Source organism: Candidatus Planktophila lacus, assembly GCF_002288385.1.
GTDB lineage: Bacteria > Actinomycetota > Actinomycetes > Nanopelagicales > Nanopelagicaceae > Planktophila > Planktophila lacus_D.
On sequence record NZ_CP016783.1, the window covers coordinates 330,904 to 356,360 of the forward strand.

The following is a 25,457-nucleotide window of genomic DNA, read 5'->3' on the forward strand; positions in this document are numbered from 1 at the left end:
ATCGACCTCACCTATACTGAGTCAGTGGATTTAGAACTCTTAGTAAATATCCTTGACCTGGCTGGCACCTTTGCCTTTGCGCTGGTTGGTGCGCGTATCGCCGCGGATAAAGGTTTGGATTACGGCGGCATCGCATTTATCGCAGCCATTGCCTCGCTTTCTGGCGGAACATTCCGCAACCTGCTTCTGGGGGAGCGCCCACCTTGGGTTTTACACACTTGGTTATTTGCAGGCGTTGTAATTGCAGTGTTAATTACTTTGGCAATTCAGAGAACAAGTCCAGTCGGTCGATTGGTACTTACTCTCGACACTATTGGCTTAGCGGTTTGTTCGGTATCAGGTGCGCAATTTGCACTAACCCACGGAGCACCATTTCTGGCAGCGGTATTTCTTGGCCTTATCGGAGCAGTAACTGGTGGGTTGCTGCGAGATGTACTTTGCCAAGTTGAGCCAGTTTTGCTGCACCGTGAAACTATCGGAACATCTTGTTTAGCGGGATCACTCGTCTATGTCACAGGCGATTACTTTGAATTGAACTCTGGTTTTGTTGCACTATCAGCAGGCTTTGTCGTCATCATTGTTCGCGAACTTTCTATCCGCTTTGACTGGCATCTGCCAAAAGTGGGCGCACGTTAAGTGAATTTGAAAGAACCGGTTATCTCAACCGCAAGACTTGAACTTCACCATATTGCAGCTGATCGACTGATTGATCTCTTTGAAAAGCGTGACGATACCTTCGCACTTGAGGGTGAGACTTTCACCAATCCGCTTCGCAACTTAATTGATTTCCAAGGCCCACTTGCATGGCGTGTGCCGCAAGTAAAGGCGGACCCAGCAACCAATAAATGGTTTGTGCGCTGGATTGTTCTAAAGGAAAATCGCGAAATTATCGGAAGCACTAGTTTTCATGGCGCACCAGATGAGCAGGGAATGATGGAGATCGGCCTTGGAATAGAGACCCAATACCAGAACCAGGGTTACGCCAAAGAAGCGCTGCTGGGAATGTGGCGCTGGGCCTTAACTTTTCCAGAAGTGAAGACGCTGCGATACACGGTCAGCCCCGAAAATCTTCCTTCAATAGCGGTCATTAAATACTTTGGTTTTGATTTTAAGGGACAGCAGATTGATGAAGAAGATGGTCCAGAAGATATTTACGAGATGGACCGCGAAGTTTTCTTAAAAAAGTGGGGCGCTAACTAATCGCGAGATTGACCGGATCTATGGGTGTAACGCCCTAAGAATTCATTCTTCATATCTATAAAGTTGCCATCAATTAACGCCTGACGCATCTGATCAACTAAGCGAACCACGAAGCGTTCGTTGTGGATCGTTGCCAGAGTTGCAGCAACCATCTCTTTACCGCGGAATAAGTGACACAAGTAAGCACGTGTGAAATTGGTGCAGGTATAACAATCGCACTCGTCATCAATCGGATTGAAGTCGCGTACGTACGGTGCGTTAGAGAGATTAAATCGCCCCTGCATTGTGTACACAGCACTAGAGCGAGCGATGCGTGAAGCAAGGACGCAGTCGAAGGTATCTACTCCATTTTCCACACCAACAAATAGATCTTCCGGCGCGCCAATGCCGAGCAAATGTTTCGGCTTATTTTCTGGCAAGGTGCTATTTACCCAGCCAACGATTGTGCCAAGGGATGATTTATCGAGGGCTCCACCAATACCGAAGCCGTCGAATTCGATTCCTGATGAAGACATTGTTCCTAAATCATTCGCGGCTTTCTTTCGGAGATCTTCGTACTGCGCGCCTTGAATAACGCCAAAGAGCGCTTGGTATGGCTTATCGCTACGGACATCAGTTAAACGTTTATGTTCATCTAAGCAACGAATCGCCCAGTCGTAGGTGCGTTCCATTGCTAGCTCTTGATAAGGACGGGTGTTATGCAAGGTTGTGCATTCATCGAAGGCGAAGATTATGTCGGCGCCAATCTTATGTTGGATCTGCATCGATATTTCCGCGGTAAAGCGATGCATCGAACCATCGAGGTGAGACTTAAAGGTGACGCCATCATCATCGACATGGGCTAAACGCTCTTTATTGCCAGCAATAACTTGATCTGATCGGAAAGTCTTGGCATCCATCGCTAAAACTTTTTTAAACCCAACCCCCAGTGAGAGAACTTGAAATCCACCGCTATCGGTGAAGGTAGGACCTGGCCAGTTCATAAAATTGGCTAAGCCACCGGCTTCATCTAAAACATCAGAGCCGGGCTGTAAATAGAGGTGATATGCATTTGCCAAGAGAGCTTGCGCACCAAGATCTTGCATCGCCGCAGGTAGAACTGCTTTAACGGTGGCCTTTGTCCCAACTGGAATAAATGCTGGTGTTTGAATATCACCATGTGGAGTAGAAAGTGTGCCAACGCGCGCGAGTGAATTCTCTGCGCTCTTCTTTATCTCAAATGAGAAGTTTTTTGCTGCTGGAGTCGACACAAGCGTTATTGTCTCAGATATAGACTGCCCTGATGTTCGCAGGAAAAGCGCCCTTTCAAGAGTTCACTTCTCTTTTAAATCCGCATTCGCGACGCATTGTTGCGGGAATCGCTCTCAGCGCTATCGGTCGCGGTATGACGCTTTCGCTCTTGATGGTTTATCTCCACGATATCCGGGGTTTTTCTATCGCATTTGGCGGAGCAGTAATGGCTTGGGGCGCACTCTTTGGGATTGTCTGCACCCCACCACTTGGGTCACTGGTCGATCACATCGGACCAAAGAAAGTAATGCTTGCCGGTCTTGTGATCTCTGGATTTTCAGCCCTTGCCTTCGCCTTTGTTACAACGCAGGCACATGCGTTAATTGCAATTACTCTCTTTGCTTTTGGTGGTCAATGTGTTTGGCCTTCGCAGATGGTGATTTTAACTCGCGTTACTCCACTAAAGGATCGAACCAAAATCTTTGGTTTTAACTTTATGTTGATGAACCTTGGTCTCGGTATCGGTGGATTTATATCGGCTCTGATTATTCGCGAAGATTCGATTCTTTCTTATCAAATTATGTATTTCATTGATTCTTTAACTTACTTTGTCTTTATCTTCTTTATTTGGGGGCTTAACACCCCTCATGCCGGCAAATATGTTGCGAAAGAGCATGAGCCGGAAAAGGGAAGTTATCGAGAACTATTTGCGATCAAAGAGTTGTCGATCCTGACTATCGCAGGAATCATTCTTTTAACGTTTGGCTACGGACCTTTGCAATCAGGGCTACCAATTTATGCGACGCAATATCTTGATTTGGCGCCGAATTGGTTGGGGATCATCTTTGGAGTAAATACCTTTGCAATTGTGGCCTTCCAGCCGCTAGTTCTAAAGTTGATCGCAAATTATTCGAAGTACACCGCGCTGATTTCTGTAGGAGTTATTTGGGCGCTTTCTTGGCTAGCCGTTGGTATTTCACCATACCTATCAATGTTTATGGCCGGTATCGCACTTTGTGTTAGTCAATTGATCTTCGCCTTTGGTGAGATGGTCCACGCACCAACTAGCCCAGCGTTAACGCAAGAACTTGCTCCTGAACATATCCGTGGTCGCGCAAGTGCGCTAACTAGTTTGCAGTGGGGAATTTCTGGAATCGCAGGTCCAGCCGTTGCCGGACTAATGATCGGTGCAAATCTAGAACAGCTCTGGGTTTTAACCATGGCGATCGGGGTACTTGCACCAATTCCTTTATTTGCTTACTTAAAGCGCTCCACAAATAAGGCAAAGAAATAGCCCGCCCACGCAGATCGCGTGAACGGGCTAAGTTCCCTAAAAATTTAAGCGAGTTTTCCAGTAACTTCAATTACATTTGTTAGGCCGTTAGAAAGCGTTACTGAGATTTCTTCGCCACCCTTACCTGGGCAAGAAAGTCCCCAAGAGAACTTGGCAGTTGCACCAGCAGCAAGCGGAGTAGTTGGCGCGCCCTCCATCTGGTTATCGCCATCGAAGATATCGACACATTCGCCAGTGGTTGTTGAACCCTTAACAATTAGCGTTGCCAAATCTAATTCTGCAGCTGAGCCATTTTCAACGGTTACGTTGAATCGCTCGTTGGTCTGGCCAGGCAGCATTCCGGAAGCGAATTTTCCAGGTGTGAAGCTAGAAGGTGAGGAAAGTGTGTATGAAACCTTGTCTGGAGTTACGACAGGAGCATCAAATCCGCCAGTTGCTTGCGGTGCTTCTTCAACTTCGGTAACGAGAGTTTGGTCATCAACTTGAGCAACCTCATCAGATCCACCGCATGCAGAGAGGGTTAGCGCTAGGACAATAGCTGCGCTGGCAGTTGCAAAGTTCGTAGATTTAGCGTTAAACATTGAGGCCTCCAAGAGAAATTTCATTATGCAGGTGACTATTTACTAGCCATAAGTATAGAGTAGCCCGCATGTCTCTCAACTCAGCAACTAACTCAGAAGTTGATGCACCAATTAGTGCTAGCCCTGCAATCGCAGGTCGTAGCCCGCGCCAGATCGCATGGAGCCGCTTTAAGCGAAATAAAGTGGGAATGATCGCGGCGGGAATCAGTATTTTCCTGCTCAGCATGTCGCTCTTTGCGCCAATCGTGTGCCGACTCTTGGGGATCAATCCGAACGACCTAAACCTTGAGGGCTTAAATAGCAGTGGTATTCCAACGGGTGATTTAGCCGGCTTTAGCATGGAACATCCGCTTGGCGTAATTCCTGGCACAGGTCGCGATTTACTCGCCCAACTTCTTTACGGTTCACGTATCTCATTTATGATCGCAATTCTTACAACTGCAACTGCGCTAACTATTGGTTTCTTCGTAGGAATTGTTGGTGGTTATTTCCGTGGCCGCGTTGATGGATACCTCGGTCGCTTTACTGACTTCCTTCTCGCATTCCCTGCCTTCTTTATGATCGTTGCACTTAGCGAACCAATGGTCGATCGCATTGAAAAATTCGGAATTGCAGAAGGCAATGGCGCTCGCGTTCTCTTCTTAATCCTCTTCTTATCTTTCTTCGGATGGCCGGGATTTTCTCGACTAATTCGTTCACAGGTTCTCTCACTTCGTGAACGCGAATTCGTAACCGCTGCACAAGCAATGGGTGCAACCCGTCGTCGCATTATTCTGAAAGAACTTGTCCCTAATCTTTGGGCGCCGGTAATTGTGGTTGTCTCGCTTTCACTTCCTGGCTACCTCGCATCGGAAGCGGTCTTCTCATTCCTAGGTCTGGGAGTTCAACCACCAGCATCTACTTGGGGCATCCTGCTTTCTAATGCCACCCGCTTCGTAACCGTTATGCCGAGCTTCTTCCTTATTACTGCCGCCTCCCTAGTCATCGTGGTTCTGGCCTTTAACTTGGTCGGCGATGCGCTGCGCGATGCGCTCGACCCAAGAGCCGACAAATAATCCTTCTCTAAATCACCCCTGCTCCTACCGCCGAGTATTCACTTTTCGGACATTTTCTGCTTAACTCAACCCACTCGTAGTGCGGGTTTGCCCGCCACTACATCCCAATCGAAAGGATTACGGAATGAGCCCTCGTTATGCTCTTCGTCGTGCCGTAGTTGTTGCATCTGCAAGCGCTTTGCTTCTCGGAACCGTTGTGGTTGCTGGAACAAACGCTGCATCTGCTGCAACAACACCAAAGACAGGTGGAATTCTCACTTTTCTTGAGCACGAACCACGTCTTGATCACCTAGATCCAAGCCGTATCTACACCGGACGCGACCTCGCGTTTATGAATTCATTCCACACTCGTACTTTGGTTGCATACAACCCAGTCCCAGGTGCTGCAGGAGCAAACCTTGTTCCAGATCTAGCAACTAACACTGGTGTTCCAAGCAACGCTGCTAAGACATGGAAGTTCACACTTCGTCCAGGCACAAAGTTCGAAGATGGAGTTCCAATTACTTGTGAGCACGTCCAATACGGTACATCTCGTGTATTCGCACAAGATGTAATCAACAACGGACCTACTTACTTGCTTTCATGGCTTGATATTCCAAAAGATAAAGATGGAAATTCAATCTACGTTGGCCCATACAAGAGCACCAAGGCAGCACAAGCTGCATTTAATAAGGCAGTCTCTTGCTCTAAGGACAACCGCACAATTACTTTCCAACTGAACAAGTCAATTGCTGACTTCAACTACTTGGCTACATACGGTGTTATCTCACCTATCCAAAAGAAGAAGGACACAGGCGATAAGTACGACCTAAACCCACAGGCAACAGGTCCATACAAGATCGTTGAAAACAGCAAGACACAGCTTCGTATGGTCCGTAACTCAAACTGGTCAAAAGCATCTGATCCAGTTCGTACTCCATACCCAGATGAAGTAATCATCCAGTTCGGTCTTGATGAAGAAGTAATCGACCAGATCATGTTGGAAGACACAATTCCTTCAGCAATGAACTTTGGTGGACCACTTCCTTCAAATAAGGACAAGTTCTTCACCGACGCAAAGTTCAAGAACCGTCGTATGAACAACTCAGATCCATACGCGATCTACATCGCATTTAACGTAAAGGCAATGCCTTGCTTGGAAATCCGCCAAGCGATGTACCACTCACGTGATGCGAAGGCTCTTCTTGACTATGCAGGCGGCCCAACTTACGCAGGTTCATATGCAACCGGCGTAATTAGCCCACTCGTAGCAGCTGACTACGCACCTACCAAGGTCGTAGGTCCAGGAAGCCCAGATTTCAAGCCTGAAGGAAATATCGTTAAGGCGAAGGAATTGATGGAAATCGCAAAGACCAAGTGTCCTGCTGATTACAAGAAGGCAACTGAAGAAGGCATCACAATGGATGTTCGTCAGTCTGTAACACTTAACGACACAATTCCAATCAACGAGGCTGCATACGCTCGCGCTGGAATCAAGGTTAAGTGGAACATCATCAGCGCTGGTTACTACTCAACAGTTATGAACCCTGACAAGCAGAAAGATATGTCTGCTTCTGGTTGGGGTGCTGACTGGGCAAATGCTTCAACAGTTATTCCAGAACTATTTGCATCATTCGGTGGATTTAACCTTTCACAGAACACTGCTGATCCTGCTTACAAGGCCTTTGAAGATAAGGTCAACATTGCGATGAAGACAACCGATCGCAAGAAGCAAGCAGTAATGTGGAAAGAACTAGATGCATATGCAATGAAGCAGATGTGGGTATTGCCAACAACGTTTGGTAAGGCTCAAGAAATTTGGGGCTCACAGCTTGCAAACGTCTTCTTCTGGGTACCTCAGGGTAACCCTGCATACGGAAAGATCTGGATTAACAACTAATCCAATTCTTTACCTGCAAGCGCTTTAAGTAGCGCAAATAGCAGTAGAGACAGGTACTTCCGGCGCTAAGCAATTGGCGTCGGAAGTACCTTCTTACTGATAGGTTCAACTTTCTTAAAAGTGCAAAGTGAAATAATCAAAGTAAAACAAACAAGAAGGGATTGAAGAGATGCTGAAATTCATCGGGCGCCGCGCAATATTTGCAGCCTTCACAATCCTGATCGTCTCAGCCGTCGTCTTTGGAATCTTCTCTCTGCTCCCATTTGATCCAGCCGCCCTTACTTGTGGTCAGCGCTGTACTGATCAGATCGTTGAAGCAAATCGAGTTCGCTTAGGTTTTGATAAACCGATTTATGAGCAGTACTGGCTCTTCCTCTCGGGAATCTTCGCCGGCCGCACCTACGGTTCAGGTAGCGCAGCCTTTACCTGCCCTGCACCATCATTTGGATACTCCTTTAACGAAAATGCCTGCGTCACCGACATGATTCGTGAAGCGCTACCAATCACAATCAGCTTGGCAATCGGTGCGCTTCTGCTCTGGCTCACAGTCGGAATTGGCCTCGGCATCGTTGCCGCTAAATTTAAAAACCGTTGGCCCGATACTGGTTCATCAGTCTTCGTGCTTCTAGCAACATCGCTTCCAACTTTCGTTACCGGCCTAGCACTTCTTATCTGGGTCACAATTAAATGGAAGCTAGTTCCACTTTCTCTGTCGGGTTACGTCTCAATCTTTGATAACCCATATAAATTCTTCCAATACTTCATCTTGCCGTGGATCACTTTGGCGATCGCCTATGCCGCGATCTACACCCGCTTTACACGTGCTGCTCTCCTTGAAACGCTGGGCGAGGATTACATCCGCACCGCTCGCGCTAAGGGCGTTGGCGAACGTGTTGTCTTCTTCAAGCACACGCTTCGCGCCGTGCTAGCCCCATTGATTACTTTGGCTGGTCTCGACTTTGCTGGCCTCATAGGCGGCGCAATCATTACCGAAACGATCTTCAACCTTCCTGGACTTGGTCGCCTCACACTGCGTTCGGTTTATGAATTCGATTTATCGGTTGTACTTGCAACGACTATCTTGGCAGCGGTTGTAGTCATCGTTATGAACTTAATTGTCGATATGTTGTATGCCGTCCTTGATCCACGGGTGCGCATCACATGACCGAACTTCTTCGCATTCAGGACCTCCACGTCTCATTTAAAACCGATGATGGCTTGGTTCGCGCCGTAGATGGCGTTTCACTAACTCTTAACGCTGGCGAAACTGTTGCGATCGTGGGCGAATCAGGTTCAGGAAAGACTGTCACTAGCCTTTCAGTAATGGGCCTTCATAAAAAAGGATCGGCCCAGATCTCGGGATCAATTTCGCTAAACGATGGCGGAACCTTCAAGGACGTTGTCTCGCTAAACGATGATGCGATCCGCGATATCCGCGGGCGCGCCGTTGCGATGATCTTCCAAGATCCAATGTCTTCACTTCACCCTTATTACAAGATCGGCAGCCAGCTCGCAGAGGCTTACTTGGTTCACAATCCAGGTAAGAAGAAAGAGGCGATGGCTCGCGCTATCGAGATGCTTGATCTCGTCGGAATTCCAGAGCCAGCAAAGCGCGCGGTGGAATTTCCACACCAATTTTCAGGCGGTATGCGCCAGCGCGTAATGATCGCAATGGCGCTGATGAACTCACCACAAATCTTGATCGCCGATGAACCAACAACTGCGCTAGATGTAACTGTGCAGGCCCAGATCCTGGCGCTACTTTCAAAGCTTAAGAAAGAATTTAATATGGGTATCTTGTTGATTACCCACGACCTTGGCGTTGTTGCACAAGTGGCAGATCGCGTAAATGTTATGTATGCAGGGCGCATCGTTGAAGAAGGCCCAGTCGATGACCTCTTCTACTCACCGCTTGCGCCATACACGCTTGGACTTCTCAAATCAGTGCCACGAGTTTCATCAAAGAACGAACGCCTCAAGGCGATTCCAGGACAGCCACCTTCACTAATCAACCTGCCAGTTGGTTGCCCATTTGCGCCACGTTGTGAGTACAAGCAGCATTCATCTGAAGCCGGTTGCAACACAACCAAGCCTGAGCTAATCGGCACCTCAGCAACCCATCGTTCTCGCTGCCATATCCCTGAAGCCCTGCGCAATGATTTATTTGCTAAAGAGTTAAAGGAGTTACAGTCATGAGCGATGTAATTCTTAAAGTAGATAACCTTGTAAAGCACTTCCCAACTGGCAAGGGCAAGCGCGGTGAAAAGGAAGTTGTAAAGGCTGTCGACGGCATCTCCTTCGAGCTAAAGGCTGGCGAGACACTTGGCCTAGTAGGCGAATCCGGTTGCGGCAAGACAACTGCTGGCCGCACAATCTTGAAGTTAACTGAACCTACTTCTGGAAAGTTAATCTTCGAAGATCAAGACATCACAGATTTCAAAGCGAGCAAGATGCGCGCCATCCGCGCCCAGATGCAGATCATCTTCCAAGATCCATACTCTGCGCTAAATCCGCGCCAGACAATCGGCAAGGTTATTTCTGCGCCATTTGAAATCCAGGGAATTACTCCACCAGAAGGCGTTAAGACTGCCGTGCAAAACCTAATGGCGCGCGTTGGTCTAAACCCAGAGCACTACAACCGCTACCCACATGAGTTCTCAGGCGGACAGCGCCAGCGCATCGGTATCGCTCGTGCAATCGCGTTAAAGCCACGTTTTATCGTTGCCGACGAACCAGTTTCAGCACTGGATGTTTCGATCCAGGCCCAAGTAATTAACTTGCTGGAAGATCTGCAAGAAGAAGAGAAGATCAGCATGGTCTTTATCGCCCACGATTTATCTGTGGTGCAACATATTTCAGATCGCGTCGCAGTTATGTACCTCGGCAAGATGATGGAGATCGCAGCAACTGCTGATCTCTACGACAAGCCGCGCCATCCTTACACAACAGCGCTTCTATCTGCGGTGCCACTGCCAGATCCACGATCTGAACGCACCCGCGAACGCATTATCTTGACCGGAGATCTGCCTAGCCCAATTAATCCACCATCGGGTTGTGTATTTAATACCCGTTGCTGGAAGGCGCAAGATAAGTGCCGCACCGAAGTGCCACAGTTAGTACAACTCGGGGCTTCACAAGTGGCCTGCCACTTCCCCGAGAATTAATCACCAGATTTCACTAGCCCTTCGGTAGAAATCTTCACCAGATTTCTACGCGATCCTTTTCAGCCAGCCACAATTTGTCGCCTTCGGTAACTTCAAAGGCCTCATAGAAATCACTGAGATTGGCAACGATCGCGTTACAACGGAACTCATATGGAGAATGCGGATCAGTTGCGATGCGACGACGCAGTTCTTCGGCCCGTACCTTGCCGCGCCATGCCTGCGCCCAAGATAAGAAGAAACGTTGTTCTCCCGTTAAACCATCGATTACAGGCGCTGGAGCGCCCTTTAGAGCCAATTTATAAGCCTTAAAGCCGATTGCAAGGCCGCCGAGGTCTCCAATGTTTTCTCCGACCGTTAGAGCGCCATTTACATGGATATCTGGGGTCTCTTCTGGATAAAGCGCATCGAATTGTTTGATCAACATATTTGCGCGCTTTTCAAACTCGGTGCGATCGGATTCGGTCCACCAATCGATCATGTTTCCATCGCCATCGAATTTAGAACCTTGGTCATCAAAGCCATGGCCAATTTCATGGCCGATAACCGCACCGATTCCGCCGTAATTGGCTGCGATATCGGCTTCCAAATCAAAGAACGGTGGCTGCAAGATTGCCGCCGGAAAGACGATCTCATTCTGGATCGGGTGGTAATACGCGTTAACGGTCTGCGGGGTCATCAGCCATTCGGTCTTATCAACTGGTTTGCCGATCTTGGCCAATTCAATATCGCGTGAGAACTTGGTGATACGGCCAATGTTTCCAAAGAGGCCATCTCGGGTAATAGTTAGCGCCGAATAATCACGCCACTTGTCGGGATAGCCGATCTTTGGCGTGAACTTTCCTAACTTATCTAAAGCCTTCGCTTTGGTTTCTGGACTCATCCAGGAAAGCTCGTTAATGCTGATGCGGTAGGCCTCAATCAAGTTATCAACTAGTTTAAGCATCGCAGTTTTGGCAGCTTCTGGGAAATGGCGCTGTACATAGATGCGGCCAATGGCTTCGCCAAGTGCGCCTTCTACAAAGGAAATAGCGCGCTTCCAGCGAACTCGGATTTCGGGGGTGCCCGATAAAGTCTTGGCGTAGAAATCAAAGTTCTGATTTACAAATTCATCAGGCAGGTATGCCGCAGCACCTGAAATCAACTGCCACTTCATCCACGCCTTCCATGGGGCGGGATCAAAGTTTTCGAGGATGCTAGATAGACCAGTAAAGAATGGTGGTTGCTGCACAACAAGTTCGTCAAAAGCCGCCTTTGGAATCTGACTGTACTCAAGCCAAGTTGCCCAATCGAAATGTGGGGCAAGGGCGCAGAGCTCTTTGAAGGTCATCTTGTTATAGGTCAGTTCGACATCGCGATCTTTAACCTGATCAAAATGGTGTGATGCAATTTGGGCTTCTAGGGCGTAGATCTTTTCTGCTAAATCTGCACCGTTATCAATCTTGGCCAGCGCAAACATTTTGGCGACGTGGACTTTAAAGGCTTTGCGAATTTCTTCATATTGTTCTTCTCGGTAGTAAGCCTCATCGGGCAGAGATAGGCCGCCTTGCCCCAAATAGATAATGTTCATTTCCGAGTTCATGGCATCGCCATAAATTCCAAGGCCAAATGCGCCACCTAGTCCGCGCATTTCAAGATCAGCCATCGTCTTAATAAATTGATCACGAGTTTCGATGCGATCGATTGCGGCGAGATCATCTAGCAGGGGAGTAATGCCGGCTTTGGTGATCGCATCGGTGTCGAGGAAGCAGTCATATAAATCGCGAATCTTCTGGGCATCGCCTTCGCCTTTGGCGGTCTCGATGATTTCGCGGACCTGGGCTTCAGCCTCTAAATAGAGTTGGTAGGTAATGCCATCGGAGGAGCGATCTTGTGGGATCTCGTGGTCCTTGAGCCAGCGGCCATTGAAGTAGCGGTAGAGATCATCTTGGGGGCGAAAAGTTTTATCGATATGTGAAGGATCGATCCCACTACGTAGCTGCTTAGTCATGACTTCCTTTGTTCTCGTAACCGTCAAATAAGTAGTTGAAAGTTCAACTTTGCGGTAATTAACGTATGATTGCCCTATGGCACGGCAAAACGCTACCTCACCTCGCTGGCTCAACGCTGCTGAAATGAAGGCTTGGCGCCGCTATATCGTGGCTAGCCGGCGATTGCTCGAAGCCCTGGATTTAGACCTAGCCCACCATGAACTTTCGATGGCCGATTACGAGATTTTGGCTCAATTAAGTGATGCCCCAGAACGCCGGATGCGTATGTCAGAACTAGCCGATGTTGCGATGTTGTCGCGCTCGCGCCTTTCACATCGCATGAAAGTTATGGAGAAGGCCGGCTGGGTAAAGCGTGAGGCTTGCCCTATAGATAAGCGCGGATATTTTGCGGTGATGACCGCTAAGGGTTGGAAGGCGATCGTTGCAGCGGCCCCGGACCATGTAGAAAGCGTGCGCTCGCGATTTGTTGATCATTTATCGAAGGGCGATCAAGCAGCACTTGCAGAAATTTTCGAGCGAGTTTCAGATTCACTCCGTGAAGATTTGAAAGATAAATAAAAAAACCCGCCACATAAAGTGGCGGGTTTTTTATTAAGTAATAAATTACTTAGCTGCTGCCTTCTTGCGGCGGCGCTTCTTTGGAGCAGCTGCTGGAGCTGCTGCCTTCTTGCGGCGGCGCTTTGGAGCTGCCTTCTTAGCTGCTGCCTTCTTGCGACGCTTTGGAGCTGCCTTCTTAGCTGCTGCCTTCTTGCGACGCTTTGGAGCTGCCTTCTTAGCTGCTGCCTTCTTGCGACGCTTTGGAGCTGCCTTCTTAGCTGCTGCCTTCTTGCGACGCTTTGGAGCTGCCTTCTTAGCTGCTGCCTTCTTGCGACGCTTTGGAGCTGCCTTCTTTACTGCTGCTTTCTTACGGCGCTTCTTTGGAGCTGCTGCTGGAGCTGCTGCCTTCTTGCGACGCTTCTTTGGTGCTGCTTTCTTAGCTGCGGCCACGTACTTCTCCTATCGGAATGGTTCGGATCCGTCACCCAAACCTGTTCGTGGATAAGTGTGACGGAAATGTAAAAATATTGCTAGTACATAGCGAGAAAAAACGTAGTGCGTGTCGCAATTTATTTTTTTAATTTTTTGTGCATTTAAGAAAAAATTATCGAAATGATTTACCGATTGGTAGCCGTTTTTTTAAGAAAATCTAGAAAATCTAGAAAAATTGACCCGATTTTTTCCTATTTTTCATCTTCGGCGCGAATTCTGCGCATTTCAACGGCATATTCGTTCGTTTCAGAGTCATATTTTCGCAATTTCGGCAGGCAAAGGGCCAAAATTGCGACCGAAACTATGCAAAGAACCCCTCCAAAAGTTACTGAGAAGTTCAATGTGGTAACCGCTGCCATCGATGCCGCGCGCATCTGGCCGGCTAGTGGACCGATCGAATATGAAAGTAGTTCGATCCCTGCAAGGCGTCCGCGGTATCCATCTGGAATTGTTTGGTTCCAGATGACTCCGCGAAAAAGTGCACTGACCATATCTGCCGCCCCGGCCATGGCAAGAAATAGCAGAACCAGAATCAAGGAATTGGATAACCCGGCAAATGCAATCGCTGCGCCCCAACCGATAGCCGCCCAAATAACCGCCCGTCCATGAAAACGATAGGTGCGAGTCCAACCACTTGTCAGAGTTACTGCAACCGAGCCAACGGTTCCGGCGGCATAGAGAAGTCCGAGCGCCCAAGGTGCGCCAAGTTGGTCTGCCCAAAATGGAAAGAGCGCAATTGGCATTGCAAAGAACATCGCAGCTAAATCAACTAGATAAGTCCCCATTAAATCTTGGCGACTAAATGCATATCGCACACCCTCGATTAAGCCTGCCAGAGATGGCTTTTGCGCCTCTGGATTGGCGGGCACGTTTTTAACGCGCGCCAAAAATGCGAGTGAGATAAAGAAGGTTGCGACATCTGCGATGTAACCAACTGAAACTGAGAAGGTTGCAATTAAAACTCCACCAATTGTTGGACCGATGATCACACCGAGCTGCCAACGAAGTGACATCAACGCACTAGCCGCCGGAAGATCGGCATGGCCAACTAGCCGCGGCAAGATGGCATCGGCGCTAGGTCGTTGCAGACCATTGACGGCAGCAAATAAACCGATGACGACATAGATCAGAATTAGATTGGGGTTGGGAGAGAGCGCGTTGACCAACAAGATTGCGACCAGAACCAGTGAGGCAAACTCGGTCGCCCAGATCATCTTCTTACGATCAACGTAATCAGCTAAGACCCCGCCATAAAGGCCAAAGAGAATCAGCGGCACGATCTCGACCACCCCTGAGATACCAACTGCGATGTAAGAGTTGGTCATCTCTTTGATCTGAAAAGGTACGGCGACGTAGGTAATCATCGACCCGAGGTAGGTAATCAGGCCAGAGGCCCACAAATTTCGAAAATCTGGGTATTTTTTGAGCGGAGTCAGATCAATCGCAAATTTTGAACGCTTATCTTCTTCCACGTGGGCTAGTTAAAGGTATTTTCGGCGCCAGGGAAAGTTCCCCCACGCACATCGGCAGCAAATTCTTGGGCGGCTGCCGAAATTTCAGAACGTAAGTTGCGATAGGCCTTGGCCAACTTCGGTGGATTGGCAGTTAGCCCAACTAAATCTGTCCAAACTAAAACTTGGGCATCGCAATTAACGCCGGCGCCGATTCCGATAGTTGGAATCGAAAGGGCTGCCGTGATCTTTGCAGCGAGTTCTGCTGGCACTAGTTCCAAGACAATGGCGAAGGCGCCCGCCTTTTCCAGAGCGAGCGCAGCCTGCAAAATCGCCTCCCCGTCTTCACGGCCCTGGACGCGATAGCCCCCAAGTTGATGAAGTGATTGCGGGGTAAGGCCCAGGTGGCCCATCACCGGAATGCCGGCAGCGGTTAACTTTTCAATAGTTGCTAAATGCGCACCTTCTAGTTTTACCGCCATCGCACCGGCCTCTTTAAAGAAACGGATCGAAGTAGCAAGTGCTTGTTCAGGAGATGACTCGTATGAACCGAAGGGAAGATCTGCGATGACAAGTGCGCGCTTTGATCCGCGCACCACCGCGCGAGTTAGCGGAATCATTTCATCGATCGTTACAGGGATGGTGTTCTCTTCGCCCAGAAAATTATTGCCGGCGCTATCGCCAACCAGCAGAACAGGAATGCCTGCAGTATCGAAGATCTCGGCGGTCATCTGTTCGTAAGAAGTGAGCATCGCCCACTTTTCGCCAGCGGTTTTCGCCTTCTTTAAATCGAGAATCGTGACGCGACGATGCGCCGCCCCACCGTAAAGGGTCGTTGTACTCATCTGTTCCTCCAGCCTCGAAGCTTCGCGAGAAGTCTCCGGGTCTTATCTATTGAGGGTTCTGGGAGTAAGGGTATTCCATTACTCTTGAAGAATGAAGTTGCGAGTAGCCCTCGCCCAGGTCAACCCAACAGTTGGTGATCTGGTCGCCAACGCTGCCTTGGTGCGCACCAACTTCAAGACCGCCCAAGATGCCGGCGCGCATATCGTCGTATTTCCTGAGATGGTTTTGACGGGATACCCAGTTGAAGATCTCGCCTTACGTCCTTCTTTTCAACTAGCCAGTCAAAGCGCTTTAGCTGAATTAGCCGGTCAATTAACCGGTGGATGTGTGGCAATAGTCGGGTATTTAGATCAAGTAAATGGCGCCCCACAAAACATGGTTGCCGTCATCAGCGATGGCAAGGTTGCAGCGCGTTATGCCAAGTGCCACCTACCTAACTACGGCGTATTCGATGAATTCCGCAACTTTGTTCCGGGCGATCAAACTCTGGTGGTGCGCATCCATGGCGCAGATATCGGAATCGCAATCTGTGAAGACCTCTGGATTGATGGAGGAATTACCGCACAACTTGCTGATCGCAAACCAGGGTTAGTAATCGTTCCCAATGGTTCGCCATATGAACGCGCAAAAGATGACACACGTTTAGCTTTGGTCACCAAGCGCGCTCGCCAAGCCAAGGCGCCATTGGTCTATGTAAATATGACCGGTGGCCAAGATGATCTGGTCTTTGATGGCGACAGCATTGTGGTTGGCGCAGATGGTGCGGTCATTGCCCGAGCACCGCAATTTGAAGATGGCATCGCGGTAGTTGATATCGATGTTGCAACTAAAACCAGTTCGCCAGATGTGATTATTTCCGAAGATGAAGTCAGCGTTGATCGCTCTCTGATTCCAGGGGTCGCAGTTCGCCTTGATGACCGCGAAGAAATATGGAACGCGATTGTTGTTGGCTTACGTGACTATGTAGAAAAGAACGGCTTCAGAAGCGTTGTCGTTGGTTTATCGGGCGGTATTGATTCGGCGCTAGTTGCAGCCTTGGCTGTCGATGCACTTGGTGCCAAGCGAGTAAATGGCGTTGCGATGCCAAGTAAATACTCATCCGAACATTCAATCTCTGATGCCCAAGCTTTCGCCGATGCCACCGGTATTCACTTCCGCACCGTGCCAATTGCGCCGATGGTTGATGCCTATATGAATAACCTGGTTTTAAAGGGGATCGCTGAAGAGAACTTGCAGGCCCGCGTGCGCGGAACAACGCTGATGGGGATCTCAAATCAAGAGGGACATTTGGTTTTAGCAACCGGCAATAAATCAGAGCTCGCCGTGGGTTACTCAACTCTTTACGGAGATGCGGTTGGTGGTTTTGCGCCGATTAAAGATATCTATAAGACCGATGTCTGGGCGCTATCTCGTTGGCGCAATGAGGTCGCGCGCGAACGCGGCGAGGCCGAGCCGATTCCAGTTAACTCAATTGAGAAAGAGCCAAGTGCAGAGCTGCGCCCTGACCAAAAAGATACCGATTCACTTCCTGATTACTTATTGCTAGATCGCGTCTTAACGGCATACGTAGATGATGATCAAGGATCCGCCGCGTTAATTGCGGCAGGCTTTGATGAGGCTTTGGTTCGTCGCGTGATTGCGATGGTCGATAAGGCCGAATACAAGCGCCGCCAATATCCACCTGGGCCAAAGGTTTCTAAGCGGGCATTCGGTAAGGATCGACGCTTGCCAATGACGAGTCGCTGGGCTGAGTAAGGGCCGCGTAACACAGCCGTAACTTTGACTTGGCAAGATCTGGGGTATGACTTCCCACGATTCACAGATGAGTAAGCAACAAGAGTTCGTACTTCGCACAATCGAAGAACGCAATATTCGTTTTATTCGTTTGTGGTTTACCGATGTCTTGGGATATTTAAAGTCCGTTGCAATTGCACCTGCTGAGTTAGTTAACGCCTTCGAAGAAGGAATCGGTTTCGATGGTTCAGCGATCGAAGGCTTTGCCCGCGTTACCGAATCAGATATGTTGGCAAAACCAGATCCTGCAACATTTTCGATCTTGCCATGGCGCACTGAAGCCCCGGGTGCAGCACGTATGTTCTGCGATATCACCATGCCCGATGGTTCACCTTCACATGCTGATCCACGCAACGTGCTTCGTCGTACTTTAAACAAAGCAGCGCAGATGGGTTACACCTGTTACACCCACCCCGAAATTGAATTCTTTTTATTTAAAAATTCACCAGTTAAAGGCGAACAACCAGTTCCTGTTGATCAAGGTGGATATTTCGATCACACGCCGGCTGTTGTGGGACATGACTTCCGTCGCCAAGCGATCACTATGTTGGAAGCAATGGGAATCTCAGTCGAATTTAGCCACCATGAAGGCGCTCCAGGACAGCAGGAAATCGATCTACGTTATGCCGATGCCTTAAGCACCGCAGATAACATCATGACCTTCCGCCATGTAATTAAAGAAGTGGCACTTGAACAAGGTTTCTACGCATCATTTATGCCTAAGCCATTTACCGAACATCCAGGTAGCGGAATGCACACCCACGTTTCGCTCTTTGAAGGCGAGAAGAACGCTTTCTACGATGCATCAGCCGAATTTAATTTATCTAAAGTTGCCCGCTCATTTATCGCCGGCATCTTGAAGCATTCATCTGAAATCACTGCGGTAACAAATCAATGGGTGAACTCGTATAAGCGCCTGCAAGGTGGGGGAGAAGCGCCTTCACTGATTTCTTGGGGACATAACGATCGCAGCTCGCTAGTGCGTATCCCGATGTATAAACCAAATAAAGAGAATTCAACTCGTATCGAATTTCGTTCACCTGATTCTGCTTGCAATCCATATCTGGCATATGCCGTGATGTTGGCTGCTGGCCTTAAGGGAATTGAAGAGAAGTACGAGCTAGTAGATAACGCCAACCCAGAATCACTTCCAGCCAACTTAGATGAAGCGATCGGCGTTATGGAGAAGAGCGCACTGGTCCGTGAGACTTTAGGTGAGCATGTCTTTGAATATGTACTGCGCAATAAGCGCGCCGAATGGCAGGACTATCGCCGTCAGGTCAGCGCTTACGAGTTAGACCGATATTTACCTGTCCTTTAACGCCTAATTAGCCCTAAGGGCTGTTACTTTATTGGCATGGCTAAAGAGATAACAGATAACGGTTTACGTCGCATCAATTTATTTGCTGGCGTTCTTCACCTCGCGCAGATGGTGGCAGTGCTTGCTCTCGCATCAGATTTCACGCTACCAATCACCGCGAGATACATGTCTGGTCCACCAGGAAGCACTTATGGCGATTTAATCGTCTTATGGGATGCGCCGCTTGCAATTGGTGTTGCAGTGTTCTTGGGATTGTCTGCTCTCGCCCACTTTATTGTCGTTAGCCCTAAATTCTTTCCACGTTACATCGCAGGACTAGCAGCGCACCGAAACTTCTTCCGTTGGGTTGAATATTCTATTAGCTCTTCAGTAATGATCGTTCTGATCGCACAAGTAACTGGAATTTCAGAGGTAACAGCGCTTATCTCTATCTTCGGTGTTAACGCTTCGATGATTCTCTTTGGTTGGCTGCAAGAGAAATATGAAGAGCCTGGCAGCGGTGGATGGGTCCCATTTATCTTCGGTTGCATCACCGGCATCGTTCCTTGGCTAGCACTCGTCTTCTATGTCTTTGCTATCGGTGGGGCTGGCGAGAATAAGGCGCCAACTTTCGTTTACTTCATCGTCTTCACCATCTTCGTTCTATTCAACTCCTTCGCACTTGTTCAATTTGTTCAATATAAGAAGATCGGCAAATGGTCGGATTATCTTCGCGGAGAGCGCACCTACATCACGCTTTCGCTAGTTGCGAAATCGCTCCTTGCGTGGCAGATCTTCGCGAATACACTAATTCCGTAAAACTTACTTTTTTCTTAGGAGAAACATGGCACTTCGTTGGGGTTACTTGGGCGCAGGCGGAATCGCTGACATCATCGCGACAGATTTTGGCCATGCCGGTTTAAAGATCCAAGCCGTTGCAACGCGCGATATGGCGCGCACCAACGCCTTCGCTGATAAGTTCAATATCCCAAACCGCCATCCCGATTACGCAGCCCTGGTTGCAGATCCTGAAGTAGATGTCATCTATATCTCTACTGTTCAGACTCTGCACCGCGATCATGCGCTCTTGGCGATTGAAGCGGGAAAGCATGTCTTGCTAGAAAAGCCTTTCACCATGAACGCTGCTGATGCTCATGAAATCTATGCAGCTGCAAAGCGCAAAAATGTCTTTGTCATGGAGGCGATGTGGACTCGTTTCTTGCCAACTATGACTGCAGTATTTGCCGCGATTAACGCAGGAGAAATTGGCACACCACACTTTGTCTATGCCGATCACAGCCAGTATCTGCCAATCGAAAGAGCACCGCGTCTTTGGAATCGCGAACAAGGTGGCGGTGCGCATTACGACCTAGGTATTTATCCAATGCATATGGCAATTCGCGCGCTCGGTTTCCCAGATTCAGTTAGCGGAAAATCGATCATGACTGACACCGGGGTTGACTCTGCAACGGCTGCTGTATTGCAATACAACAACGGCAGCCTGGCGCTGATTAACTCTTGCATGACCATGGCAGGCACACTCACCGCGGCAATTCACGGCGATAAAGGTCGCATTGAAATTGATGGTTGGTTCTTCGAACAGACCACATTTAGCATCTTCGATAATAAGCATCAGCTAGTGCGCACTTATGAAGAGAAAATTGCGGGACGCGGAATGCAATATCAAGCAATTCACGTTGAAGAGTGCATCGCTAAAGGGCTAACTGAAAGTCCAATTCTTAGCCTTGCTGAAACTGTAAAAATTATGGAAGTTATGGAGCAGGTTCACGTCTTTTAAGCCCGGCTTGCCCGTATCTGACTAATCGCGTTACTATTTATACATGACACTTCGCAGCCTCCTCCTTCGCTGCCGTGGCGGGGCCAAGTAACCGGTCCCCTCGCCGCGGGGTTTGTCGCACCGGTAAAACCCGACAAAACCCAAAAAATTAGGAGTTAAGAAATGTCTCAAGATAAGAATTTCCCTGATCAAAAACCTTCCGCGATGCCGGTGCATCGTTACTCATCATTTATCCCAGTAGATCTTAAAGATCGCACCTGGCCAACTAAGCAGATGACCAAGGCGCCGCAGTGGTGTTCGGTTGATCTACGCGATGGCAATCAAGCGCTGATAGATCCCATGGATACACCACGTAAATTGGCGATGTTTAAGCTTTTAGTAAAGATGGGCTACAAAGAGATCGAAGTCGGTTTCCCTTCTGCATCACAAACTGATTTTGATTTCGTTCGCAAAATTATTGACGAGGACATGATCCCCGATGATGTTGTAATCCAGGTTTTAACCCAAGCCCGCGAACCGTTAATACGTCGCACCTATGAAGCGATCAAAGGCTCTAAGCAAGCGATCGTCCACCTTTATAACTCAACATCTACCCTGCAACGTCGCGTGGTCTTTGGCCTAGATAAAGAAGGCATTAAGAAGATCGCAACTGATGGTGCGCAACTCTGTCTCGACCTGGTTTCAACTGTGCCTGGTACCAAGGTTTCCTTTGAATATTCACCAGAGTCATATACCGGCACCGAACTCGAATTCGCAGTTGAAGTTTGCAACGCAGTAAATGCGATCTGGAAGCCAACTCCGCAGTGGAAGACGATCATGAACTTGCCAGCAACTGTTGAAATGGCAACGCCAAATGTTTACGCCGATTCGATCGAGTGGATGTGTCGTAACCTGGTAAACCGTGAGAGCGTAATCGTTTCTCTCCACCCCCATAACGATCGTGGCACCGGTGTTGCAGCAGCAGAACTTGGTTATTTAGCAGGAGCAGATCGCATTGAAGGAACGCTCTTTGGAAACGGTGAGCGCACCGGAAATGTTTGTCTGGTAACGCTGGGTATGAACTTGGTTTCACATGGCATCGATCCAATGATTGATTTCTCAGATATTGATGAGATTCGCCGCACAGTTGAATATGCCAACCAACTTCGCGTTCCAGAACGCCATCCATATGGTGGAGATCTTGTTTTCACCGCCTTCTCTGGCTCGCATCAAGATGCGATTAAGAAAGGCTTTGAGCACCTTGAAAGAGATGCGCTGGCAGCTGGCGTTGATAAAGATAAATTCACTTGGGCGATTCCGTATCTGCCAATTGATCCCAAAGATATTGGTCGCTCATACGAAGCAGTTATCCGCGTTAATTCGCAATCCGGTAAGGGTGGAGTTTCTTATCTGATGAAGCACGAGCATCATCTTGATCTGCCACGTCGCCATCAAATTGAATTCAGTCGCGTTGTGCAGACTAAGACAGATACCGAAGGTGGCGAGATAACTTCAGATGCGCTTTGGCATATCTTCGAAGATGAGTACCTGCCTACTGATTCAGCACCGTGGGGACGTTTCCGTCTAAAGGGTCTATCTCAAACTTCAGTATTAAATGAAGATGTTCACTTAACTGTGACAATTCTTGATCGTGGTGAAGTTAAAGAACTTTCTGGTCAAGGCAACGGTCCAATCGCTGCCTTCTGCAATATCTTGCAGAACTACGGCGTAGATGTTCGAGTCCTTGATTACTACGAGCATGCACTTTCTGCCGGTGGCGATGCATCAGCTGCTGCCTACTTGGAGTGCTCAATCGGTAGCGAAGTTTTCTGGGGCGTCGGAATCGACCCAAACACCACAACTGCTTCACTTAAAGCGGTCGTGTCTGCAATAAATCGCGCTATTCGCTGACTACCTTTACCTTCGTGAGCCTTTATCGTGACGAAGCAATTATTTTGCGCACCCAGAAGCTGGGTGAAGCAGATCGCATCATCACGCTCTTAACCCGCGAACATGGTCGCGTCCGCGGCGTTGCCAAAGGCGTGCGTCGCACGATGTCTAAATTTGGTGCGCGCCTTGAACCGGGCAGTCATGTTGATATTCAACTTCACAAAGGACGCACCTTTGACACGATCACACAGGTCGAAGCGATCAATAATTACGGTGAAGCGCTAACCGAGGATTATCAACGTTGGACAATTGCGTCTGCAATTTTGGAAACTGCCGAACGTTTTACTTCGCAGGAATACGAACCAGCGTTGCAGGAATTTCAATTAGTTGTTGGCGGCATGAAGGCGCTAGCCGAAAATCGTTATGACGCATCCCTTATCTTGGATGCATTCTTATTGCGATCTCTGGCTATCGGTGGCTATGCGCCATCTACTACTAATTGTTCACGCTGTGAAAAACCCGGACCACATCGCTACTTCTCACTCGTTGGCGGGGGATCGGTCTGTATGGAATGTCGTCCATCGGCATCGGCAACTCCCGCCCCCGAGACTCTGCAATTACTTGGCGCGCTTTTGAGTAGTGATTGGGATATCGCGCAAGCAAGTGAACCGCGCCATCGCCGCGAGGCTAGTGGTTTAGTCATTGCTTACTTACAATGGCATCTCGAACGTGGACTACGAAGCCTGCCGATCGTGGAGAGAGTTTAAGAGTTGAGCAAAAAGATCGAGATCCCTGAACACATCGCGATTGTGATGGATGGCAATGGCCGTTGGGCAAAAGATCGCGGACTCGCGCGCACCGCAGGACATGAAGCTGGCGAAAAAGTTCTATTTGATTTGGTCGAAGCAGCAATTGGTTTTGGCGTAAAAGAGCTAAGCGCTTACGCTTTTTCAACTGAAAACTGGAAGCGCACCCCTGAGGAAGTTAAGTTCTTGATGGGTTACAGCCGCGATGTATTGCGCAAGCGCCGCGATCGTTTAAATGAGATGGGTGTAAAGATCCAATGGATTGGCCGCCCGCAGCGTTTATGGAAATCAGTTATCTCTGAGCTAGAAGAAGCCCAAGAGTTAACAAGGAAGAACAAGACCTTAACTTTAAATATGTGCGTTAACTACGGCGGACGTTCTGAACTCGTTGATGCGACCACTGCACTGGCACGCGATGTAAAGCGCGGCAAATTAAAGCCGGATGCAATTACTGAAAAGACAATTGAGAAATATCTTTACTCACCAAAGATGCGCGATGTTGATCTCTTCTTGCGTTCATCAGGGGAGCAGCGCACCAGCAACTTCTTGCCGTGGCAATCGGTCTATGCCGAATTCGTATTTATGGATGTCTTATGGCCAGATATGACGCCAAAACAATTGTGGAAAGCTATCGAGATTTATTCGGAGCGAGATCGTAGGTTCGGTAAGGCTTAGCACTTAGCGCAGAGGCCAAAGATCTCTGCGGTATGCCCAACATCTCGAAATCCATGTTCTTCAGCCATCATCTTCGCCCACTTTTCAATTGCACCGCCTTCAATTTCAACGGTATCTCCACAACCTTTACAAACTAGGTGATGGTGATGGGCTTCACCGCATAAGCGATAGATAGCTTCACCATCATCGCGGCGCAGAACATCAACGATCTTGTCGTTAACTAAGCTCTGCAGCGCGCGATAAACGGTGGTTAGCCCAATGCTTTCGCCTTCACGTTGCATGAGGCGATAAATTTCCTGCGCGCTGGCGAAACCGCCAGCGCGCTCAAGGGTGCTCAGAACCCTTGGGTTGGATCTAGACAACTTTTATTCCATACCGTGGAGTGAACCGACAAGCGCCCACATCACAACTACACCAACGATGGTCGCCATAATTGTGTAGCGAGATTTATGCCGTGAGTGCGCCTCAGGCAAAATGTGTGAAGTCGCAAGGTAGATAACAATTCCGGCAAAGAGCGCCAGATAAAGTCCAACGAAGTTATCGTTGACGGCAAAACTAGAACCAATCGCGGCACCGCTGATACGGGCAATTGCATCAACGCCAAGGAGCCAGAGCCCCTTCTTGCTCCATGATCCGCTCTTAATTAAAAATGAAACTGTATTTAGGCCATCAGAAAATGCGTGGACAAGAAGTGCGATAAATACTGCAACGCCTAAGTTATTGCTGACTGAGAATGCAACGCCAAGGGCAACACCATCGAGAAATACGTGGCCACCCATGGCAAGGGCACCGAATGCGCCAGCGATGTTAGATGAGTGTTCATGTTCGTGGCCGTAATCAGATTCGGCGGGTTCGTGTGAACCGAAGAGTTGTTCGTAGAAGTGCAAAAGCAAGAAACCTGCAATCAACGCAATTGAAGCAGCAGGTGCATGGAGAATCTCTTGGGAGATGCGCGATGTTGATCTCTTCTTGCGTTCATCAGGGGAGCAGCGCACCAGCAACTTCTTGCCGTGGCAATCGGTCTATGCCGAATTCGTATTTATGGATGTCTTATGGCCAGATATGACGCCAAAACAATTGTGGAAAGCTATCGAGATTTATTCGGAGCGAGATCGTAGGTTCGGTAAGGCTTAGCACTTAGCGCAGAGGCCAAAGATCTCTGCGGTATGCCCAACATCTCGAAATCCATGTTCTTCAGCCATCATCTTCGCCCACTTTTCAATTGCACCGCCTTCAATTTCAACGGTATCTCCACAACCTTTACAAACTAGGTGATGGTGATGGGCTTCACCGCATAAGCGATAGATAGCTTCACCATCATCGCGGCGCAGAACATCAACGATCTTGTCGTTAACTAAGCTCTGCAGCGCGCGATAAACGGTGGTTAGCCCAATGCTTTCGCCTTCACGTTGCATGAGGCGATAAATTTCCTGCGCGCTGGCGAAACCGCCAGCGCGCTCAAGGGTGCTCAGAACCCTTGGGTTGGATCTAGACAACT

Annotated in this window: 25 protein-coding genes and 1 pseudogene; 17 read left to right on the forward strand and 9 right to left on the reverse strand. The window is 48.8% G+C overall.

What is annotated here, in order from left to right; translation table 11 throughout:
- Positions 1 to 24: 24 nt before the first annotated feature.
- On the forward strand, positions 25 to 636 hold the full coding sequence (locus tag A1sIIB60_RS01645; RefSeq protein ID WP_095688892.1) for a trimeric intracellular cation channel family protein: 612 nt from the start codon (positions 25 to 27) through the stop codon (positions 634 to 636).
- Positions 637 to 1,200: a GNAT family N-acetyltransferase gene (locus A1sIIB60_RS01650; RefSeq protein ID WP_095688893.1), complete on the forward strand. Its 564-nt coding sequence runs from the start codon at positions 637 to 639 to the stop codon at positions 1,198 to 1,200.
- Here the strand turns inward: A1sIIB60_RS01650 and tgt are convergent.
- Positions 1,197 to 2,450, reverse strand: a complete 1,254-nt coding sequence (gene tgt / locus A1sIIB60_RS01655) for a tRNA guanosine(34) transglycosylase Tgt (protein ID WP_190279217.1) — start codon at positions 2,448 to 2,450, stop codon at positions 1,197 to 1,199. The genes A1sIIB60_RS01650 and tgt overlap by 4 nt on opposite strands.
- Before the next feature lie 32 nt (positions 2,451 to 2,482).
- On the opposite strand from tgt, the gene A1sIIB60_RS01660 reads away from it, so the two are divergent.
- Complete coding sequence (locus tag A1sIIB60_RS01660; protein WP_095688894.1) at positions 2,483 to 3,724, forward strand: MFS transporter; 1,242 nt, start codon at positions 2,483 to 2,485, stop codon at positions 3,722 to 3,724.
- A gap of 44 nt (positions 3,725 to 3,768) precedes the next feature.
- On the opposite strand, the gene A1sIIB60_RS01665 is transcribed toward A1sIIB60_RS01660, so the two are convergent.
- Complete coding sequence (locus A1sIIB60_RS01665) at positions 3,769 to 4,329, reverse strand: hypothetical protein (RefSeq protein ID WP_150131907.1); 561 nt, start codon at positions 4,327 to 4,329, stop codon at positions 3,769 to 3,771.
- 44 nt (positions 4,330 to 4,373) lie between these two features.
- Between A1sIIB60_RS01665 and A1sIIB60_RS01670 the strand changes: the two genes are divergently transcribed.
- The 5 genes from A1sIIB60_RS01670 to A1sIIB60_RS01690 all read left to right on the forward strand — a co-directional run bounded on the left by A1sIIB60_RS01670 (position 4,374) and on the right by A1sIIB60_RS01690 (position 10,403).
- Positions 4,374 to 5,360, forward strand: a complete 987-nt coding sequence (locus tag A1sIIB60_RS01670) for an ABC transporter permease (protein WP_095688896.1) — start codon at positions 4,374 to 4,376, stop codon at positions 5,358 to 5,360.
- A gap of 124 nt (positions 5,361 to 5,484) precedes the next feature.
- Positions 5,485 to 7,239, forward strand: coding sequence for an ABC transporter substrate-binding protein (locus A1sIIB60_RS01675; protein WP_095688897.1), 1,755 nt, complete (start codon positions 5,485 to 5,487; stop codon positions 7,237 to 7,239).
- A gap of 169 nt (positions 7,240 to 7,408) precedes the next feature.
- Positions 7,409 to 8,404, forward strand: coding sequence for an ABC transporter permease (locus A1sIIB60_RS01680; protein WP_095688898.1), 996 nt, complete (start codon positions 7,409 to 7,411; stop codon positions 8,402 to 8,404).
- Positions 8,401 to 9,435, forward strand: coding sequence for an ABC transporter ATP-binding protein (locus A1sIIB60_RS01685; RefSeq protein WP_095688899.1), 1,035 nt, complete (start codon positions 8,401 to 8,403; stop codon positions 9,433 to 9,435). Before A1sIIB60_RS01680 ends, A1sIIB60_RS01685 begins: the two co-directional genes overlap by 4 nt.
- On the forward strand, positions 9,432 to 10,403 hold the full coding sequence (locus tag A1sIIB60_RS01690) for an ABC transporter ATP-binding protein (protein ID WP_095688900.1): 972 nt from the start codon (positions 9,432 to 9,434) through the stop codon (positions 10,401 to 10,403). The genes A1sIIB60_RS01685 and A1sIIB60_RS01690 overlap by 4 nt, the downstream gene beginning before the upstream one ends.
- A gap of 34 nt (positions 10,404 to 10,437) precedes the next feature.
- On the opposite strand, the gene A1sIIB60_RS01695 is transcribed toward A1sIIB60_RS01690, so the two are convergent.
- Positions 10,438 to 12,390 carry a M13 family metallopeptidase gene (locus A1sIIB60_RS01695; protein WP_095688901.1) on the reverse strand — a complete coding sequence of 651 codons (1,953 nt, stop codon included), beginning with the start codon at positions 12,388 to 12,390 and terminating at the stop codon, positions 10,438 to 10,440.
- Positions 12,391 to 12,466: 76 nt separating this feature from the next.
- Here A1sIIB60_RS01695 and A1sIIB60_RS01700 point away from each other — a divergent pair, with 76 nt between their 5' ends.
- Positions 12,467 to 12,949 (forward strand): MarR family winged helix-turn-helix transcriptional regulator, encoded by a 483-nt coding sequence (locus tag A1sIIB60_RS01700; protein ID WP_095688902.1) that lies wholly within the window; start codon positions 12,467 to 12,469, stop codon positions 12,947 to 12,949.
- A 45-nt stretch (positions 12,950 to 12,994) separates the two neighbouring features.
- Here the strand turns inward: A1sIIB60_RS01700 and A1sIIB60_RS01705 are convergent, their stop codons facing one another.
- From A1sIIB60_RS01705 to panB, 3 genes are all read right to left on the reverse strand, one after another.
- Positions 12,995 to 13,378 (reverse strand): hypothetical protein, encoded by a 384-nt coding sequence (locus A1sIIB60_RS01705; protein ID WP_095688903.1) that lies wholly within the window; start codon positions 13,376 to 13,378, stop codon positions 12,995 to 12,997.
- A 233-nt stretch (positions 13,379 to 13,611) separates the two neighbouring features.
- Positions 13,612 to 14,892 carry an MFS transporter gene (locus tag A1sIIB60_RS01710; protein WP_095688904.1) on the reverse strand — a complete coding sequence of 427 codons (1,281 nt, stop codon included), beginning with the start codon at positions 14,890 to 14,892 and terminating at the stop codon, positions 13,612 to 13,614.
- 5 nt (positions 14,893 to 14,897) lie between these two features.
- Positions 14,898 to 15,716: a 3-methyl-2-oxobutanoate hydroxymethyltransferase gene (panB, locus tag A1sIIB60_RS01715; protein ID WP_095688905.1), complete on the reverse strand. Its 819-nt coding sequence runs from the start codon at positions 15,714 to 15,716 to the stop codon at positions 14,898 to 14,900.
- A 91-nt stretch (positions 15,717 to 15,807) separates the two neighbouring features.
- Here panB and A1sIIB60_RS01720 point away from each other — a divergent pair, with 91 nt between their 5' ends.
- From A1sIIB60_RS01720 to A1sIIB60_RS01750, 7 genes are all read left to right on the forward strand, one after another.
- Positions 15,808 to 17,472, forward strand: coding sequence for an NAD+ synthase (locus tag A1sIIB60_RS01720; RefSeq protein WP_095688906.1), 1,665 nt, complete (start codon positions 15,808 to 15,810; stop codon positions 17,470 to 17,472).
- A gap of 67 nt (positions 17,473 to 17,539) precedes the next feature.
- Positions 17,540 to 18,832, forward strand: coding sequence for a glutamine synthetase family protein (locus A1sIIB60_RS01725; protein WP_095689610.1), 1,293 nt, complete (start codon positions 17,540 to 17,542; stop codon positions 18,830 to 18,832).
- A gap of 36 nt (positions 18,833 to 18,868) precedes the next feature.
- Positions 18,869 to 19,630 carry a heliorhodopsin HeR gene (gene heR, locus A1sIIB60_RS01730; RefSeq protein ID WP_095688907.1) on the forward strand — a complete coding sequence of 254 codons (762 nt, stop codon included), beginning with the start codon at positions 18,869 to 18,871 and terminating at the stop codon, positions 19,628 to 19,630.
- 25 nt (positions 19,631 to 19,655) lie between these two features.
- Complete coding sequence (locus A1sIIB60_RS01735) at positions 19,656 to 20,609, forward strand: Gfo/Idh/MocA family protein (protein WP_095688908.1); 954 nt, start codon at positions 19,656 to 19,658, stop codon at positions 20,607 to 20,609.
- A 162-nt stretch (positions 20,610 to 20,771) separates the two neighbouring features.
- Positions 20,772 to 22,499 carry a 2-isopropylmalate synthase gene (leuA, locus tag A1sIIB60_RS01740; RefSeq protein WP_095688909.1) on the forward strand — a complete coding sequence of 576 codons (1,728 nt, stop codon included), beginning with the start codon at positions 20,772 to 20,774 and terminating at the stop codon, positions 22,497 to 22,499.
- 14 nt (positions 22,500 to 22,513) lie between these two features.
- A complete protein-coding gene (recO, locus tag A1sIIB60_RS01745; RefSeq protein WP_095688910.1) occupies positions 22,514 to 23,245 on the forward strand; it encodes a DNA repair protein RecO in 732 nt (243 codons plus the stop codon).
- Between the two features lie 3 nt (positions 23,246 to 23,248).
- On the forward strand, positions 23,249 to 23,959 hold the full coding sequence (locus A1sIIB60_RS01750; RefSeq protein ID WP_095677154.1) for an isoprenyl transferase: 711 nt from the start codon (positions 23,249 to 23,251) through the stop codon (positions 23,957 to 23,959).
- Here A1sIIB60_RS01750 and A1sIIB60_RS01755 read toward each other — a convergent pair.
- Positions 23,956 to 24,321, reverse strand: coding sequence for a Fur family transcriptional regulator (locus A1sIIB60_RS01755; RefSeq protein ID WP_095688911.1), 366 nt, complete (start codon positions 24,319 to 24,321; stop codon positions 23,956 to 23,958). The genes A1sIIB60_RS01750 and A1sIIB60_RS01755 overlap by 4 nt on opposite strands.
- Positions 24,322 to 24,324: 3 nt before the next feature.
- Entirely contained in the window at positions 24,325 to 24,954 is a 630-nt protein-coding gene (locus tag A1sIIB60_RS01760; RefSeq protein ID WP_223298701.1) for a ZIP family metal transporter, read from the reverse strand.
- Here A1sIIB60_RS01760 and A1sIIB60_RS07335 point away from each other — a divergent pair.
- Positions 24,905 to 25,093 (forward strand): annotated as a pseudogene (locus tag A1sIIB60_RS07335) (undecaprenyl diphosphate synthase family protein); the annotation flags it as partial. The gene A1sIIB60_RS01760 and the pseudogene A1sIIB60_RS07335 sit on opposite strands and share 50 nt — an antisense overlap.
- Here A1sIIB60_RS07335 and A1sIIB60_RS01770 read toward each other — a convergent pair.
- Positions 25,090 to 25,455 carry a Fur family transcriptional regulator gene (locus A1sIIB60_RS01770; protein ID WP_095688911.1) on the reverse strand — a complete coding sequence of 122 codons (366 nt, stop codon included), beginning with the start codon at positions 25,453 to 25,455 and terminating at the stop codon, positions 25,090 to 25,092. The pseudogene A1sIIB60_RS07335 and the gene A1sIIB60_RS01770 overlap by 4 nt on opposite strands.
- Positions 25,456 to 25,457 lie beyond the last annotated feature (2 nt).